This window comes from Stenotrophomonas sp. RS-48 (assembly GCF_030053245.1).
In the GTDB taxonomy this organism is placed as follows: Bacteria; Pseudomonadota; Gammaproteobacteria; order Xanthomonadales; family Xanthomonadaceae; genus Stenotrophomonas; species Stenotrophomonas maltophilia_P.
In genome coordinates this window covers 31,677-47,318 of sequence record NZ_JASGBV010000016.1, presented here as the reverse complement: position 1 = coordinate 47,318, position 15,642 = coordinate 31,677, and the positions used below count along the sequence as shown (strand labels likewise).

Below are 15,642 nucleotides of genomic sequence, written 5' to 3'. Positions count from 1 at the left end.
GTGACCCGGGTGTCGCCGGGCATGGCCCGGCGCTCCCGGCGCGGTACCTGCGATGCCGGGCATGGCCCGGCGCCATGCGCTTGACCCCGCCCCCGCCGCTGACCAAGATGCGCCATCGCCACTGACGGATCATCGCGATGTACCGCGCCCTTGCCGCGCTCTTCTGTGCCTTGACCGTTGCCCTGCCTGCTCTGGCGGGGGATGTTCGCAACGATCTTCCGACCCGGATGGATGCGCAGTTGCAGGCCAACCGCGAACGCTATGGCATCGCCGGCCAGGCGGTACTGGTCGCACACAACGGCCAGGTGCTGTACCAGGGCGCCAGCGGTGAACGTGATCCCGCTACCCATTCACCGGCCACCGTCGATACCATCTTCGCCGCGCAGTCGATGGCCAAGCTGCTGACCAGCACGCTGGTGATGCAGCTGGTCGATGAGGGCAAGGTGGATCTGGATGCACCCGCCAGCCGCTACGTGCCGGACTTGCCCGCAGCATGGCAGGCGATCCGTGTGCGTGATTTCCTCAACCACAGCTCTGGTATCGGCGAGTACTACGAGCGGGTGAACAACCGCTGGGTGAGCAAGGGCTACACCGGTGTGGCGCCAGATCTTGCCGCTGCACTGAAGGTGGCCGGCGCGGCACCGATGCAGTTCGCCACCGGAAGCCGCGTGCAGTACACGCAGGCCAACTATCTGGTGCTGACCGCATTGCTGCAAACGCATTACGGCAGGCCCTACCCGGCGATCGCCCGCGAACGCATCCTGCAGCCGTTGAAGATGGCCAGCACCTCGTGGGGTGTCGCCAGCGTGCCAGCCCAGCGCGCGGCCGTGCCGTACATCGGCAAGGATGGGCAGCTGCAGCCGGCCAACGAAGACCCGTGGCCGGACTACGGCTGGGGCCATGCGGATCTGCAGACCAGCGTGGGCGACATGAACCGTTTCCTGCAGGCGCTGGCCACCGGCAAGCTGCTGCGTACGGCAACACTGGAAAAGCTCTGGCAGCCGCAGAGGCTGACCGATGGCCGCAGCAATTTCTTCTCCACCGGCTGGGATACCACGCGCAGCGATGGCTACACCCAGGTTGGTCACGACGGTGGCACCCGCGTGCGCGCGCGGCTGGCGTACAAGGACACCCTGGCCAGCGGCTACTGGCTGTTCGTGTACCTCACCAACGGCAGCGCCCGCAACGTCTGGTCGAGCACCCTGGTGGAGAGCACGATGGCCGTCGCCGCACCCAAGGTGTTTCCGCACGCTGCGCTGTCCGAACGCCTGATTGCCTATGCGTTGGACGATGACGCAGGGGCTGCACAGGCAATGCGGGCCTGGCTGCGCGACGACCACGGCGTCACCGGCAGCGAGCTGGAACGTGCGATCAACAGCGATGGCTACGCCATCTTCGCGAACCTCGGTGCGCGCAGCGCGTTGAAGGTATTCGCCCTCAACACCGAGCTGTATCCGGATTCGGCCAATGTGTGGGACAGCCTGGCCCAGTGTCATGCGGCATTGGGTGAGAAGGATGTCGCAGAGCGGCTGTATGCGAAGTCCAAGGCGCTGGCGAAACCGTCTTTGTAGAGCCGAGCCGATGCTCGGCTCCGTAAAAAAAGCAGCCGAGCATGGGCTCGGCTCTACAGGTGCACCAGCCCCATACGCCGGTGATGGGTGACGTGGCGGTGTCGACCTGTTAACTTGCGCGCCACTTTCATGGTTTACAGAATTTCCGCATGTCGCTCGCGCCGTACTGCCCTACCCCGTCGCTGCTGTTCCTGGCCGTCTCGTTTGGCCTGGCCCCAACCGCCCAGGCCGCTCCGCAGGCCACCACCCTTGATGCCGTGCAGGTCACTGCGGCCGATGCCAGCGCACAGGCACGCGAAGCGCTGAAGCGCGTACCCGGCGCCAGCAACGTCATCGACGTGGCCAAGGCCGACAGCCGACTGGCCAGCAGTGCCGATGTACTCGCCTTCCAGCCGGGCATCAGTGCGCAGTCGCCCGGCAACGAAGGCACCAAGGTCTCGATCCGTGGCTCGGGCATCAATCGCGGCCCGGGCGCACATGCCTCGGGCATCGCCGTATCGATCGACGGCCTGCCGTTGACCGGCCCCGGCGGTACGCCCTACGAACTGCTGGAACCGCTGTGGCTGTCGCGGGTAGAGGTGCTGCGCGGGGCCAACGGCTTCGAGCGCGGCGCGCTGGCGCTGGGCGGTGCCATCGACTATGTAAGCCGCAGCGGCCGTGATTCGGCCGGCGTGCAGCTGCACTACGAAGCGGGCAGCCGTGGCTACCAGAAACGCGGCATCAGCTGGGGCGGTGTCAACGGAGATCTCGATTACTTCCTGGCCTACACCGATACCGAGTTCGATGGTTATCAGCGCCATGCGCGCGGTGACGGCAAGGGCGCGATGGCCAACCTCGGCTGGCAGATCACGCCCGACCTGCAGACGCGTTTCTTCGTTCGCTACCGCGAAACCAATCACGAAACGCCCGGTCGCTTGACCCGCGATCAGATCCGCAACGATCCGCATGCGGCGAACGCGGCCAACCTGGCCATCGATGCGCGCCGCCCGCAGCCGGGCAGTACCTGGGTCGGTAATGTCACCACGCTGCAGATCGACGAGGATTCTTCGCTGCAGGCCGGGCTGGTCTATCACACGTATCCGATGGACTTGAACGAGAGCCTGTACCGCCAGCAGCTGGATTACGCCAACCTCAACGCCACGCTGGACTACCACCACCGCCACCGGCTGTTCGGCCTGGACAGCCAAACCACGATCGGTCTGCGCGTCACCCACGATCTGGACGCCGATGTGCGCGAGTCGCTGCGCTTTGCCAGCAACGGCTATGCCGCCGGTACGCGCACGCGTGACTTCCGCCACCACGGCACCGACAGCACACTGCACGTCAGCAATACCCTCGCCTTCAATGACCGCCTGCGCATGCAGGCCGGGCTGGCACTGATCAACACCCGCCGCGATGTGCAGGTGACCTGGCCGAGCAGCGGCGGCCGCCTGCGCAACCACGACTGGGACTACGCACCGCGACTGGGCTTCACCTGGCAGCACAGCGCGCAGACCCAGTGGTTCGGCAACCTCAGCCGCTCGGTGGAAGCGCCGCATCCTTGGTCGATGATCTGGGGCTCGAACCAATACTTCGGGCCGGGCAACGGACCGTCCAGCGGGCGCCAGCGCGCGCCGCTACCGATGCAGAACCAGACCGCCACCACGCTGGAACTGGGTGCACGCGGCGATGCCGTGCTGGGCCGCTGGGAGCTGACCGGCTACTACGCGCACGTGAACCACGAGCTGCTGAGCGTGGAGTTGCAACCGGTGCCGAACCTGTTCATCGCAGAAAACAACGCCAGCCCCACCGTTCACCGCGGCATCGAAGCCGGTTTGGACAGCACGCTGTGGCAGGCCGCGCCGGGGCGCCTGTCGTTGCGCCAAGCGTACACCTTCAGTGATTTCCGTTACCGCCATGACGCCCGGTTCGACCGCAACCGCCTGCCGGGCCTGCCGCGCCACAGCTACCAGGCCGAGCTGCGCTTCGATCATGCCTCCGGCCTGTACGCCGCGCTGAACACCGAATACGCCTCGCGAATCGCGGTGGACTACGCCAACAGCTACTGGGCCGACAGCCACGTGATCTTCGGCAGCCGCATCGGCTACGACGCACCCGGTGGCCGCTGGCAGGCGTGGGCGGAGATGCGCAACCTCGGCAACCGCCACTACGCGGCCACGGTCACGCCGGGCTACGACGACGCCGGCAAGGATGTCGCCCGCTCCACGCCTGGCGAAGGCCGGGGCATCTATGCAGGCGTGCGCTGGCGTTTCGATTGATCGCCCCGGGCGGCGCCGGGTGTGATCCGGCGTCGTCGTTTCAGCCACTTCGACGACGTACCCGGCAGCGTCCCACCGCGCGAACCATCGCTGGCGTGAGCTACTGCGTGCGCTTGTGCTTGTCAGCGTGCGGGCGCCGAAACACCTGGCTGCGTCACTCCGGCCGCGCCTTGGTCACCGCTTCGATGCGATGGCCATCGGGGTCGACCACGAACGCCGCGTAGTAGAAGTCACCGTAATCGGGGCGCGGCCCGGGCGCACCGTTGTCAGCGCCCCCGTTGGCCACGGCGGCTGCGTGGAAGGCATCCACGGCCGCTGCCGAGTCCGCGGCAAACGCTACGTGGAAACCGGGACCCGGCGCTGCGGCGTCATCACGCAGCTTCAGGCACAGCGCATCCTCATCATCGACCACCCCATAACCGATCGCGGTCTCGTCCTCGAAGACCCGGCGAAACCCAAGCGTGGCGAGTGCGGCATCGTAAAAGCGGCCTGCGGCATCGAGGTCACGGACGCCGAGGGAGAGGTGGTGCAACATGGGGACGTCCTTGCCGGGCACGCAGCAGCGCGTTCGCGTTGATTCTAGCGCGCAGGTGGCGCGACAGCCCTGAGCAGCTGCGCAGCGACCTGGTCAAACGGAGCGATATCCTGCAGCGCGCGGCACATCGCCACCGCGCCTTCCACGCTGGCAATCACCAGGCTGGCCAGCTCACCCGCAGCGGCTGGCGCATGTCCTTCGGCGACGAGCGCCCTGGCGAGATGATCGTGCCAGCGCGCGAACACCTCGGCAGCTGCTGCGCGGGGTTGGCTCGGCACCGCGTCCATCGGCTCCTCAACGGCAGCGGCCAGCACCGGGCAACCCGCGCGGAACCCGGAGCGCAGCAGGCGCTCGCGCCACATCGCCAGGAACTGCTGCAGGCCCTGCACTGCGCCGCCCTTCAGCAGCGCCACCAGCAGCGCTTCCACCTTGTCGCCGGCCATAAGCGTGGCGCGCGCCAGCAGCTCCTGCTTGCCGCCGGGAAAGTGATGGTAGGTGGACCCCAGCGGCGCGTCGGCCAGCTTGGTCACTTCACGGATGCTGGTTGCATTCAGCCCGACCCGAGCCAGCATCTGCGCGGCGGCATCGATCACGCGCTGGGGAGCGTCGGACGTTCGCGGACTCATGGCTGCGCCTTGCTAAGACAGTCGCCATAGACTAGCGTACCGTCGATTCTATAACACTCGTAATAATCATGAATCTCTGGTTCCGCCTGCTCCATCTGCTGCTGTGCAGTCTGTTCCGGCCCAGGCTGGAGGCGCCTTTCGGCGTGTCGCGGCTGCAGTTCCGGGTGCTGCCCAACGATCTGGACAGCAACCTGCACATGACCAACGGCCGCTACTGGAACATCTTCGATCTGGGCCGGTTGGACCTGATCCTGCGCATGGGCCTGGGCAAGGTGGCGCTGCGCGAGAAATGGGCGCCGATCGTCGGCGCCGGCACCATCCAGTTCCGCCGCGAGCTCCGGCCATTCCAGCGCTTCACCCTGGAAACACGCCTGGCCGGCTGGGTCGGCACGCGCGTGATCATGGAGCAGCGCGTGCTGGTCGGCGACGGCCAGAAGATCGCCACGCGCGCCCTGCTGGTCACCGGTATCTATGATCGCCGCGCGCGTGCATTCGTGGGCATGCAGCAGATGATGGACGCCATCGGTTCGCCGCTGCCGCCCTCCCCCGCACTCAGCGCCGCCGCCGAAGCTCTGCTGGCTGCCGACGCTGCGCTGAAGCGCGACGACGACTGAGTTCCCACCAGCACAGCGCGACCTGCGGCATGGTCCTGCCGACCATCACCGGGCGGCGCGCCTCGCCAGTGCCTGGTTGATCGCAGCCTCGGCCAGCGGTGCCATCACCGCGTAGCCTTTCGTGGTGGGATGCACGCCGTCGCCGGCCAGGTCGGCATCCAGACCGCCCTGCGCGTTGGCCAACGGCGTGTGGTAGTCCAGGTAGACCAGCTGTTGTTCGTCGGCATGGCGTTTCAGGGCACGGTTCAATGCGCGCACCTTCGCGGCGGGCTCGATACCAGGCATCCAGGGGTACTCGCTGACCGGCAGCACCGAGGCCAGCACCACGCTGATGCCCTGCGCTTTCGCCAGCGCCACCATCGCCTGCACGTTGTCTTCGATCATCGCCTGCGTGGCCTGGCCGGTATTGCCGGCGATATCGTTGGTGCCGGCCAGGATCACCACCACCTGGGGATGCAGCGCAAGCACATCCTGCGGGAAGCGAACCAGCATCTGCGCCGTGGTCTGGCCCCCGATGCCACGATTGAGATACCCCTTGCCGGGGAAGAAGGCGGCACTGCCCTCAGCCCCCCAGCCCTCGGTGATCGAGTCGCCGTAGAACACCACGCGTGGCTGTCCGGGCCGGGCAGCAGGCAGTGCTGCGTTGGCGTCACGATAGCGCTGCAGCTGTGGCCAATCCGCCAGACGCTGCTGCATGAAACGGACTTCGTCCGGCCGCAGCTGCTCCACTGGCCGTGTCAGCAACGGGTTGATGGCGGGTGCATCGGCCCCTTTCACACCGCCGGTCATCGCCAATGCCAGCGCGATGGCGCCGGCCGTCAAAGCAGGAATGTGCATGCCGATAGCATCCGTTGTACGAGCATGGATCTACTATTCAATCTGAAGCTAAATATTCATCTGCAATGAAGGCCAATCTCAGCACGAGACTCAGCGAATCAACTCGACGTATCGATTTCTACTGGCTCTCGCTTCTGCCTTGCATCGACTGAGAAGCGATACCAGAGCTCTCGCATTCGGGCTTTGTAATTGACGATCTCGCTAGAGATCTGCGACCGGGGAACACCCGCATTTCGGAACTTCTTCCGCAATGCCTTCTCATAAATCCCATTCCAAGAAGGAAAGGTGGCGGTGTGTGGAACTTCGACCAGGATGGCGGGAGCTCCCATTCCCTCTGAAAGACGGGAACCGTACTTGAGCGATTGCAGATATGCGCCATAAACAGACCTAATCCATTCCACGGCAAAACCGTGAGCCTGCAGATCGAACTCCAAGAATCCAACCGCGATTCCCGGCCGTTGGAACTCGAGCTTAAGGAAGACACTCTTCTTAGAAAATCTCTGAAGGGCCCAGGTAGCTGTCACGTCCCCCGGCTCATCCGCGCTCGAATGCGCTTCAATCGCAAATTCCAAGTCACGATTCCCGCTGCAATCAATCGTCAAATATGGAATAAGCTTGCGATCACTCACAACAGGGTTGGCAATGGCTCCAACTTCCACAACCCTACTGACCACCACCTTCATCACCAGCCTCCCGGACGAATTGATAGACGTTGACGGAGAACCTCTTCCCAGACCAGGTCGTACCCACCATCTCATGACGCTCCACTTTGCTACCCTCGGGCAACTGTGAGATATCGAACGATACCCAACCAGATACTGCAGACCTGGGCTGAATGTTCAGAGGCTGTTCCAGTCTGGAGAAGTCAGAACCGCTCGGTGATGAGGCACAGGAAGGGAGTAGCATTTTATTTCCTATACCGGATGGATCAAAGAAGTGAATCATCAACTCCATTCTATTGACGACTGTTGGCGATTTCGATGAGTTATTGACAGAGCAGGAGATCGACATGAAGGAAGAACCGTTTCGCTGCCATTTCAGAGCTCTTATCAGCTCAGCGGTTATTCCCTCCTGGTTCTGGTCAGCCTCAGCCTGCGCCAATGCAAGCGCGCGTTTCGCAATCCGAGCGCTGCTCCATGCCCAAAGGGCCGAGACTGCTGAAACAAGCACCGAGGCAACTGCTGCGTAATCATTCACCGTCAGCTTCATCACGCGATCTCCTTATCGCTAAACGTTAATACAGAATGCTCAACGGTGCGATCATTCCTCAAGCATGAATGGCTGCGCCAGCAATCAACATCAACGCGCGGCCACGCCAGTCACCTTCGCCGGCATCCACATGCCCGGCGTCCAGCCACTGGCCGCCAGAATCGCCTTTGGATCGTCCTGTTCGATCAGGGCGCGCACCGCTTCGCGCTTGTCCCTGGCCTGCAGGTAGTACGCCTTGGCGATGCGGTAGCCCACCCAGTAGCCCAGATCGTAGGGCGCGTCGGAACCGGGCGTGTAGTTGTACAGCCAGGGCGACAGATCGGTACTGTCCAGGTCCAGCGCGAATGCACTTTCGATGTGCACTTCCCTGCCCCGGGTCCATGCCGCGTGGCGTCCGTTGCCGACGTTGCCGGAAACCAGTTCGGTGATGAACTCGGCCACGCCTTCGGCCAGTGACAGGCGCAGCACCGTCGCGCGCGGATCGCCCTGCTCGAAATCGATCGCACCGGTCTGCTGGATGTGCACGTACTCGTGCGCGATCACGTGCACGAAGCGGTCCTGCACATTGGGGTTCATGAAGTCAGCCGCGCAAAGGGCTTCCAGCCCGATCAGCACGCCTCCCGGATAGGTCAGGCCGACCGGGCGGCCGCGACCGACCATGATCGCGACCGGGGGAAACCTCGCCTGCGGATAGATCGCCTGCAGATTGGCGAACACCTGCACCAGCCGCTGGCGTACCGCAGGCAGTTCATCGAGACAGGCCCTGCCATTGGCATACATCGCCGGGTCACGACGCATGGCGTCGGCGATGCGCTCGGCGGTGACCCGTCGCCGGCTCGCGAACTCGCCCAGGCTGGGCGTCCCTTCGGCCAGGTACTGCGCCAACTGGGCCACGCTGGGCTGGCCATCGGTTGTGTCGTAAACGGCATAGAAGCGGCTGGCGTCGGATATCAGGATCTCGGGCCCGGGCGCTGCACCATGGGCCACGCCGGCCGTCCCGGCCAGCGCCAGGGCAAGCAGGCCACGCAGGGAAACCAACATCGATCCGTCCTTGCTGGAGACAATGCCAGGCACGCAATCTATCACTGCGCCCGCCTCGTCGCAGCAGGCGGGTGCGGCCGTTACGCCACTGTGCCAGACTCACCTCGGCATCTGCCATGGATGATGGCGCACCGCACGATGATGATCGTTCCCGCGTACTGGGCCGAAGCCCGCCTGCAGGCCCGTTTCCGCGGCCGGCCGGTGGTCGTGCGCCGCTTCGGATGGTCCGACACAAGCCCTGCCGACGCTCAGGGCCACGCCGAACGCCGGGCCAACGAAGCGCTCAATGCCATCCTCGCCGGTCAGGCACTGCCGCGCCGCGAGGTCCGCAGCAACTACGGCGTGGAAGGCGTGCCGATCCGCGAGCAGATCGTGCAGCGCGATGGCGGCGTGGTGATCACCCGCAACAGCTACGGTGCGCTGTGCCTGAACACTCCGGACGTCCTGTTCGCCGACATTGACCACCCGCAACCACCGGCAGGATGTGTGATGCCCGTCGTCATCACGGCAGCCCTGCTGCCCGCCGTCGCCCTCATCGGCACCCTGCTCTGGCACTGGCTGGTGGGGCTGGTACTGGGCGTGGCAGCCGTGGCTCTGGTGAATACCGCGATGCTGATGCAACGCAGGCGTCGCCTGGCCGCTGCCGGTGGCGCCGAGGGCGTGGCCCTGCAGCGGGTTGCGGACTTCAGCAGGCAGCACCCGGACTGGCATCTGCGCGCGTACCGGACGCCGGCCGGGCTGCGGATACTGGCCATGCATGCCACGTTCTCCCCCGGCGACGAGGCGCTGCAGGCGTTCTTCAACGCACTGGGCGCCGACACGCTGTACGCGCGCATGTGCCGGCTGCAGCACTGCTTCCGGGCCCGGCTGACACCCAAACCATGGCGTGTCGGCCTGAAGTACCGCATCCGCCCGCCCGCCGCCGCGTGGTCGGCCGAGCAGGCCGACAATCCGGACCGACTGGCCTGGATTACGGAGTATGAAAGCAAGAGTGACGGCTTCGCCGCCTGCGCCTATCTGCGCAGCTTCGGCGACACCACCCGGGCACATGCCAGGGCCGAGCATGTGCGCGACCTGCATGATCGCCTTTCGCACGCGCAGGACCGCCTGCCACTGGCGTGAGCGCGGATGCCCAGGCAGCGCTCTCCACGCACAACTTCCCTGCTGGGGCGCCTGTCCGGCCGCACCGCGATCGACCTGTCGCTATCGAGTCTGCACCGTTGATCGCAGAGCATCCGTGGATGATCAATCTGCGGTTTCCTTGCGCAGCGTCCCACAACGCAGCGCCTCCTGGGCAATGTCGTCTCGTAATCTGTTCTGCAACCAGCTGATCCTGAAACGTTCGCGGCTGGGTTCCCCCGCAGGCAGCAGCGCCATCAGTGCATCGCTCAACGCCGGACGCCACTGCTCCTGCGCGCCTGCCAGAACGTGCTGGTCGAAGTTCGTCGATGACACGCGCTTCCATGGCAGCATCATTGCGTACTGGGAAGTGGACACCAGCACGGTGTCCGGGCGGCCCGGACGGCTTACGACCACGGTCATGCTGGGATGGTCGTCAGTCCAGAGGCCGCGGAAATGCGCTGCAACGCGCTCCTGCAGACCTTGCCCGGCCAGCGCCCGGCGTGCCCAGGCCTGCTGCTGGGCGAACGAGCATCTGGCCGGCGGCGTGCTGCGCAACTGTGGATCCAGCGTCAGCATGGTGGACCGGTCCAGCCGCGAAGCGATCAGATCCACCGTGGCATCCCGGGTCAACGGCGCTGCCTGCAGCGCAGCCTCGAACGCTGACATCGCGCCGAACGGCAGCAGCTCCGGCACCCGCGGTTGCACGTCGGGCGCGTCAACCACCTGTACGCGGGTGGTCACGCCGTAGGCATCGCGCCGGATGACCCAGCGCTCAGATACGGAACCCCAGCCAGACCAGTCGTACGTGACGTGCACGCTCATCGGCCGCTGGACCGCCATGGCCACAGGAGAAACCAACAGCGGAGCGAGCGCCAACATCCATGCCTTCATGTGATTTCCCCGGCTCTGTACTACAGCAGCCGACCATGGCTCGGCTCCACAGGATGCAGGAAGGCCGCCCGAGGGCGGCCTTTCCATTCCTCACTTGGCGTTCTTCACGTAGGTGTCGAACCAGTTGAGCATCTCCGCCACCAGCTGCTCGTTCGACTCCAGCGCCGTATACCAGTGCGGCTCGTTCGGCAGCATCACCAGGCGGGTGGTGCCGCCGTTGCCACGGATCGCCTGGTACAGCTTGCGCGACTGGAACGGCTCGGTACCCGGATTGGCATCGTCCTCGCCATGCACCAGCAGCAGCGGCAGCTTGATCTTGTCGGCGTAGAAGAACGGCGATGCCTTCAGGTAGACATCCTGTGCCTGCCAGACCGAACGCCGCTCGTTCTGGAATCCGAACGGAGTGAAGGTCTTGTTGTAGGAGCCGCTGGTCGCCACGCCCGCCTTGAACAGGGTGGTATGCGCGATCAGGTTCGCGGTCATCAGGCCGCCGTGGCTGTGGCCGGTCACGCCGATACGGTTGCGATCCACCACGCCCATGTCGACGGCCTTGTCCACGGCCGCCTTGGCATCGGCTTCCAACTGCTCCAGGTAGGTGTCGTAGGCGTTCCTGGGATCACCGACAATCGGGAACGAGGCATTGTCGATGATCGCGTAGCCGGCCAGCAGCATCAGGCGGTACGGCTGCAGGCGGGTGAACGTCTGCTGCGAACCGGAGACCTGCCCGGCCTGCGCGGCATTGGCGAAGTCTGCCGGATAGGCGTAGAGGATGGCCGGCACGCGCTGGCCTTCCCGGTAGCCGGGCGGCGTGTACAGGGTGAACGACAGGTCCACGCCGTCGGCGCGCTTGTAGGTCACCAGCTGCTTCTTGATCTGCCGCACTTCAGGCGTGGGATCGACCAGCTTCGTCAGGGCCGTCGCGGTGGAGGTGTACTGCGCCTCGCCCTGCTTGGCGTCCGCCACAGCATCGCCCTGCTGGCGCAGGAAGGCGTTCGGCGGGTCCATCACCGACTGGTGCCACGTCAGGTAGCGGCCGGGCGTATTGCTGAAGCCCAGGAACTGCTCGTAGGCATCGGCATCGCTGCGGAACAGGCGCTCACTCTTCAGTGTGGCCAGGTCCAGACGGTCCAGGAACGGGCGATCCCCCTGCGGCGAAGCGCCCTGCCCGCGCAGGAACACGTACGTCCCTTCCTGCCGCACCACCGGTGCGCCATTGGGCAGGCGCTTGAACACCAGGTTGCCCGGATCGCCGTACAGCTCGTCGCTGGACATGTCCCACAACAGGCGGCCCTCCTGCCGGGGCTTGTCCACATCGACGATGCGGGTCTGCACCCAGTGCCGGTTCTCGTCATTCTCGAACTGGAACGACACGGCCGGGTCCGCCGTCCAGGCAATGCCTTCGAAGCGCTGCGCGGTACGCGCGATCTCCACCGGCTTGCCGGTGAACGGCGCCTTGAGCATGAGCACGCGGTCACGGTGCGGCACACTCACTTTCCAGTCGCCCTTGTCCAGTGCTTCGGCATACACCAGCGTCGCCGGATCGGTGGAGCGCCAGTCGAAACCGCGCGGCCCCTCCGGCACGCCGTGCACCGGCACGCGGTCGGCCAACGGCAGGCGGGCGATGGGGGTCGTGCGCCCACTGCTGACATCCAGTACCGCGACGTCGTTGGCGAAACGCTGGTAGGTAACCGCATGCGAGAACGGTGGCTTGATCGACTCGGTCAGCACATGCACGCCGTCTGGCGCCGCACTGACATCGTTGTAGATGGCCGGCTGGCCGACCGTTCGCACGGTGCCCGCCGCGGTATCCACCACCGCCAGCTGCGAGGCCCCGTAGTAGGCGAACAACGCTTCGTCATGCACGCTGGTCAGCGTGTCGCGTGCCTCATAGGTGCTGCTCTCGCCACTGCTGCCGAGCGACTCCTGTGCATCGGGTCCGGTCGGCACGCCGCCATTGGAGGGTGCAGGCCCCTGGTTGGCCGGTACCAGCTTCACCAGCAGTGTCTGGCTGCCACCCAGCCACTGCACGGTGCTGCCGAAAATCGGGTTCAACTGGACGTTCGGTACCTGCTTGACCTGACCGGTGGCGGCATCGCCCACCCACAGCTGCACGCTGGTCTCGACTGCATTCTGGAACGCGAAGTGGCTGCCGTCGGCCGACCACAGCGCGCCACCGGCGCAGCCCTGCGGCAGGTTGACCTTGGTCTCCTTGCCGCTGCCGATCTCGACCAGGGTGAAGTCGGCCACGCAGGCCGGTATGCCATAGCCTCCGGGCGTGTCATGGCGGCTGCGGTTCTTCGGCTCCAGGCGCACGCCGGCCAGTTTCAGGTAGGGCTGCGCCACCCGGCTGATCGACGGATAGGTCTGCGCGGTGGTCAGCAACAGACGCTGGCCACTGGGGTCCACGTTCGGCATTGGCGGCGGCGGTGCCTTCAGCACCTTCAGCAGATGCTCCGGCGGCTTGGCATAGTCGGCCCATGCCGGGCCTGCAGACAACAGCGTGACGGCAACGACGGCAATGGCAGCCGCCAGAGAGGTACGACGGATGAGCATCCTTATCCCCTGGTAGTGTCGGGCTGCCCGCGAAGCGGGCATGCGCCGAATCTAGCACCGCCCGGCCCGCGTTCAATGGGCCGGATGGGCTAGTCACCGGATAAGGCAAAGCGCAGGCCGGGTCACTACTGCCGGGCGTGCAGGTCCCAGGTGGCCAGATAGTCCGGGTCCACCACGATCATCCCGGTGGAGCGCATGCAGTACTCGCCCGGCTGGGCTGGCAGGTACTGGTCGAGCATGGGCGGCAGGTAGCGCTCGTGCCCATCGTTTTCGTCGGCAAGCACCACGCCTTCGAACGCGCTGATGCGCAGCACCGTGCCGGCATACTGCTCCAGCCCTTGAACCTGCCCGTCACCGCCGTAACGGGTGACGCCCACCAGCACCACCTTGCCGATCATTTCTTCGGCCTTGGCATCATCCAGAGGCGGCAGTGCCGCATTCAGTTGGTCGCTCATCCCTGTACCTCCGCATCTGGTGGAGACATCGTGGAGCAGGATCCGCGCGGCGTTTCCGCGAACGCCATGGACAGCATGTTGCCCGCGCCGTCCGGAGGATCGTGTGAAGCGCGGCACATTGCGCAGCGTGCATTCAGCATTGCCTGCGTTGCGTCGGCATGCGCGGCGTGTGCTCTGCGGCGCATGCAATGCAGCACCGCGTGCCACGCTAGAATGCGTGCATGCGCACCGTGAATGCTCTTCGTTACATTACGCCCCTGCGGGAGGGCGGCTCCCTGCCGGCCGTGGTCGAGACCGACGACGACGGCATGGCCGTACTCAAGTTCCGGGGTGCGGGCCAGGGGCCCAAGGCCCTGATCGCCGAACTGATCGCAGGTGAAATGGCCCGTACCCTGGGCCTGCCGATTCCCGAACTGCTGTTCGTCGAACTGGACAGCGAGTTCGCGCGTACCGAACCGGATCCGGAGATCCAGGAACTGATCCGCGCCAGCGAGGGCCTGAACCTGGGCCTGGATTACCTGCCCGGCGCGATCAACTACGACCCGGCGGCCATGCCGGTGGACGCCGACCTGGCGTCGCGCATCGTCTGGTTCGATGCATTCACCAGCAATGTCGATCGCACCACGCGCAACCCGAACCTGATGGTGTGGCACCGCCAGCTGTACCTGATCGACCACGGTGCAGCGATGTATTTCCACCACGACTGGGCCAACGCCGGCGATGCGTGCGAAAGGCCGTTCGTGCTGATCCGCGACCACGTGCTGCTGTCGTTCGCCAGCCGCATCGCCGAGGTGGATGCCGAGCTGGCGGCTCGCCTGACCGATGCCGAGATCGAGCGGATCGTCGGCCTCGTGCCAGACAGCTGGCTGGTCAACGAGCCGGCGTTCGACAGCGCTCAGGCCTACCGCCAGGGCTACATCGACTATCTCAAGCATCGCCTGAAGGTGCGTGCGGTGTTCGTGCAGGAGGCCATCCGTGCCCACGCTGCACACGTATGACTATGCGGTCATCCGCGTTGTACCGCGGGTGGAGCGCGAGGAATTCATCAACGTCGGGGTGATCGTGTCCTGTCCCGGTGCGCGTCATCTGGAAGCGGCCATCGAGATCGACCCGGCACGCCTGCAGGCGTTCGCACCGGCGCTGGACCAGCAGGCGCTGCAACCGTGGCTGGATGCCATCGTGGCCATCTGCCGCGGCGATGCCACCGCCGGCCCCATCGCGCAGCTTCCGGCACGCGCACGCTTCCATTTCCTCACCGCCAAACGCAGCTCGATCGTGCAGATGTCCAGCACGCATGTGGGCCGCACAGCCAACCCGGCGGGTGTGGTCGAACATTTGATGACGAAGATGGTACGGGTGCCGCAGTAACACGGCAGGACGCCACTACCGCGCAATCGTGGCGTCCTGCAGCGGCCAGCGACACCAGCCATGGGGATACTCGCCCACCTGCCTGGCCAGCCCCGCACTGACCGGGTAAGCCAGCACCTGCCGGGCCCGCACAGGCAACGAAGCATCATTGTCGATCACCTGATCGAAATAGCCGGCCTGCCAGACCGCTCCGTTGCGGCCACGATGGCGGTTGATCAGGAAGCTGCTGCGCGCCTTGAAGCGCTGTACGCAGTATCCGGGTGGATAGCCACGCAGCTGCGCCAGCCATCGCACGTGGTCGGGCATGACAAGCCAGGCCAGCGAGGTGGTCAGCCCCTCGCGGTCCATCGCAGCCAACAGCTGCATCGCGACATCCGCATGCGCCGCGTTCTCGAACAGGCGCTGCCGATTGCAGCAGGTCACGGTGAGCAGATGGACATTGCCCATGATGGGCTCGCGACTGACAGGGTTCGACAGGCTGGGCATGCGCAACAGCGTGCCCGCCGGCACACCGCTACTGCATCGGTGGACACCACGTCATCGGGTGGGAAATCGCCGCTTC

General features: G+C 65.4%; 16 protein-coding genes. 6 read left to right on the top strand and 10 right to left on the bottom strand.

From position 1 onward, the window contains the following. Window positions 1–137: 137 nt before the first annotated feature. Together QMZ25_RS03835 and QMZ25_RS03830 are read left to right on the top strand one after the other, a co-directional pair. On the top strand, window positions 138–1,571 hold the full coding sequence (locus tag QMZ25_RS03835) for a serine hydrolase domain-containing protein (RefSeq protein WP_283219151.1): 1,434 nt from the start codon (window positions 138–140) through the stop codon (window positions 1,569–1,571). 149 nt (window positions 1,572–1,720) lie between these two features. Beyond that, entirely contained in the window at window positions 1,721–3,829 is a 2,109-nt protein-coding gene (locus QMZ25_RS03830) for a TonB-dependent receptor (RefSeq protein WP_283219150.1), read from the top strand. Between the two features lie 154 nt (window positions 3,830–3,983). Here QMZ25_RS03830 and QMZ25_RS03825 read toward each other — a convergent pair whose 3' ends face one another. After that, window positions 3,984–4,364, bottom strand: a complete 381-nt coding sequence (locus tag QMZ25_RS03825) for a VOC family protein (RefSeq protein ID WP_065182888.1) — start codon at window positions 4,362–4,364, stop codon at window positions 3,984–3,986. Between the two features lie 44 nt (window positions 4,365–4,408). Continuing rightward, the gene (locus QMZ25_RS03820) at window positions 4,409–4,990 is read right to left on the bottom strand and encodes a TetR/AcrR family transcriptional regulator (RefSeq protein ID WP_111186136.1); all 582 of its coding nucleotides are present in this window, start codon (window positions 4,988–4,990) and stop codon (window positions 4,409–4,411) included. Between the two features lie 68 nt (window positions 4,991–5,058). Between QMZ25_RS03820 and QMZ25_RS03815 the strand changes: the two genes are divergently transcribed. Then, window positions 5,059–5,604, top strand: a complete 546-nt coding sequence (locus tag QMZ25_RS03815; protein WP_065176034.1) for a thioesterase family protein — start codon at window positions 5,059–5,061, stop codon at window positions 5,602–5,604. A gap of 45 nt (window positions 5,605–5,649) precedes the next feature. Here the strand turns inward: QMZ25_RS03815 and QMZ25_RS03810 are convergent, their stop codons facing one another. The 4 genes from QMZ25_RS03810 to QMZ25_RS03795 all read right to left on the bottom strand — a co-directional run bounded on the left by QMZ25_RS03810 (window position 5,650) and on the right by QMZ25_RS03795 (window position 8,691). After that, complete coding sequence (locus QMZ25_RS03810) at window positions 5,650–6,393, bottom strand: SGNH/GDSL hydrolase family protein (protein WP_283219164.1); 744 nt, start codon at window positions 6,391–6,393, stop codon at window positions 5,650–5,652. A gap of 146 nt (window positions 6,394–6,539) precedes the next feature. Further along, window positions 6,540–7,124 carry a hypothetical protein gene (locus QMZ25_RS03805; RefSeq protein ID WP_283219149.1) on the bottom strand — a complete coding sequence of 195 codons (585 nt, stop codon included), beginning with the start codon at window positions 7,122–7,124 and terminating at the stop codon, window positions 6,540–6,542. Next, a complete protein-coding gene (locus tag QMZ25_RS03800) occupies window positions 7,105–7,650 on the bottom strand; it encodes a hypothetical protein (RefSeq protein WP_277380853.1) in 546 nt (181 codons plus the stop codon). The genes QMZ25_RS03805 and QMZ25_RS03800 overlap by 20 nt, the downstream gene beginning before the upstream one ends. Window positions 7,651–7,740: 90 nt before the next feature. After that, entirely contained in the window at window positions 7,741–8,691 is a 951-nt protein-coding gene (locus QMZ25_RS03795) for a DUF2268 domain-containing putative Zn-dependent protease (RefSeq protein WP_283219148.1), read from the bottom strand. A gap of 138 nt (window positions 8,692–8,829) precedes the next feature. On the opposite strand from QMZ25_RS03795, the gene QMZ25_RS03790 reads away from it, so the two are divergent. After that, complete coding sequence (locus QMZ25_RS03790; protein WP_283219147.1) at window positions 8,830–9,813, top strand: hypothetical protein; 984 nt, start codon at window positions 8,830–8,832, stop codon at window positions 9,811–9,813. Window positions 9,814–9,936: 123 nt separating this feature from the next. Here QMZ25_RS03790 and QMZ25_RS03785 read toward each other — a convergent pair whose 3' ends face one another. From QMZ25_RS03785 to QMZ25_RS03775, 3 genes are all read right to left on the bottom strand, one after another. Then, on the bottom strand, window positions 9,937–10,692 hold the full coding sequence (locus QMZ25_RS03785) for a hypothetical protein (protein WP_283219146.1): 756 nt from the start codon (window positions 10,690–10,692) through the stop codon (window positions 9,937–9,939). A 102-nt stretch (window positions 10,693–10,794) separates the two neighbouring features. Further along, window positions 10,795–13,257, bottom strand: a complete 2,463-nt coding sequence (locus QMZ25_RS03780; RefSeq protein WP_283219145.1) for a prolyl oligopeptidase family serine peptidase — start codon at window positions 13,255–13,257, stop codon at window positions 10,795–10,797. Window positions 13,258–13,382: 125 nt separating this feature from the next. After that, complete coding sequence (locus tag QMZ25_RS03775) at window positions 13,383–13,712, bottom strand: hypothetical protein (protein ID WP_053515479.1); 330 nt, start codon at window positions 13,710–13,712, stop codon at window positions 13,383–13,385. A 221-nt stretch (window positions 13,713–13,933) separates the two neighbouring features. Between QMZ25_RS03775 and QMZ25_RS03770 the strand changes: the two genes are divergently transcribed. Together QMZ25_RS03770 and QMZ25_RS03765 are read left to right on the top strand one after the other, a co-directional pair. Further along, entirely contained in the window at window positions 13,934–14,710 is a 777-nt protein-coding gene (locus QMZ25_RS03770) for a HipA family kinase (RefSeq protein ID WP_180876885.1), read from the top strand. Further along, window positions 14,688–15,080 (top strand): DUF3037 domain-containing protein, encoded by a 393-nt coding sequence (locus tag QMZ25_RS03765; protein ID WP_053515475.1) that lies wholly within the window; start codon window positions 14,688–14,690, stop codon window positions 15,078–15,080. Before QMZ25_RS03770 ends, QMZ25_RS03765 begins: the two co-directional genes overlap by 23 nt. A 15-nt stretch (window positions 15,081–15,095) precedes the next feature. Here the strand turns inward: QMZ25_RS03765 and QMZ25_RS03760 are convergent, their stop codons facing one another. After that, window positions 15,096–15,566 (bottom strand): transposase, encoded by a 471-nt coding sequence (locus QMZ25_RS03760; RefSeq protein ID WP_283219144.1) that lies wholly within the window; start codon window positions 15,564–15,566, stop codon window positions 15,096–15,098. Between the last annotated feature and the right edge of the window lie 76 nt (window positions 15,567–15,642).

Excerpts from the sequence above, each read along its gene's own strand:
- QMZ25_RS03810 (WP_283219164.1), bottom strand. The coding sequence starts at position 6,393 with ATGACCGGCGGTGTGAAAGGGGCCGATGCACCCGCCATCAACCCGTTG.
- QMZ25_RS03815 (WP_065176034.1), top strand. The coding sequence starts at position 5,059 with ATGAATCTCTGGTTCCGCCTGCTCCATCTGCTGCTGTGCAGTCTGTTC.
- QMZ25_RS03785 (WP_283219146.1), bottom strand. The coding sequence starts at position 10,692 with ATGTTGGCGCTCGCTCCGCTGTTGGTTTCTCCTGTGGCCATGGCGGTC.
- QMZ25_RS03795 (WP_283219148.1), bottom strand. The coding sequence starts at position 8,691 with ATGTTGGTTTCCCTGCGTGGCCTGCTTGCCCTGGCGCTGGCCGGGACG.
- QMZ25_RS03760 (WP_283219144.1), bottom strand. The coding sequence starts at position 15,566 with ATGCCCAGCCTGTCGAACCCTGTCAGTCGCGAGCCCATCATGGGCAAT.
- QMZ25_RS03830 (WP_283219150.1), top strand. The coding sequence starts at position 1,721 with ATGTCGCTCGCGCCGTACTGCCCTACCCCGTCGCTGCTGTTCCTGGCC.
- QMZ25_RS03820 (WP_111186136.1), bottom strand. The coding sequence starts at position 4,990 with ATGAGTCCGCGAACGTCCGACGCTCCCCAGCGCGTGATCGATGCCGCC.
- QMZ25_RS03790 (WP_283219147.1), top strand. The coding sequence starts at position 8,830 with ATGATGATCGTTCCCGCGTACTGGGCCGAAGCCCGCCTGCAGGCCCGT.
- QMZ25_RS03800 (WP_277380853.1), bottom strand. The coding sequence starts at position 7,650 with ATGAAGCTGACGGTGAATGATTACGCAGCAGTTGCCTCGGTGCTTGTT.
- QMZ25_RS03780 (WP_283219145.1), bottom strand. The coding sequence starts at position 13,257 with ATGCTCATCCGTCGTACCTCTCTGGCGGCTGCCATTGCCGTCGTTGCC.
- QMZ25_RS03775 (WP_053515479.1), bottom strand. The coding sequence starts at position 13,712 with ATGAGCGACCAACTGAATGCGGCACTGCCGCCTCTGGATGATGCCAAG.
- QMZ25_RS03770 (WP_180876885.1), top strand. The coding sequence starts at position 13,934 with ATGCGCACCGTGAATGCTCTTCGTTACATTACGCCCCTGCGGGAGGGC.
- QMZ25_RS03805 (WP_283219149.1), bottom strand. The coding sequence starts at position 7,124 with ATGAAGGTGGTGGTCAGTAGGGTTGTGGAAGTTGGAGCCATTGCCAAC.
- QMZ25_RS03835 (WP_283219151.1), top strand. The coding sequence starts at position 138 with ATGTACCGCGCCCTTGCCGCGCTCTTCTGTGCCTTGACCGTTGCCCTG.
- QMZ25_RS03825 (WP_065182888.1), bottom strand. The coding sequence starts at position 4,364 with ATGTTGCACCACCTCTCCCTCGGCGTCCGTGACCTCGATGCCGCAGGC.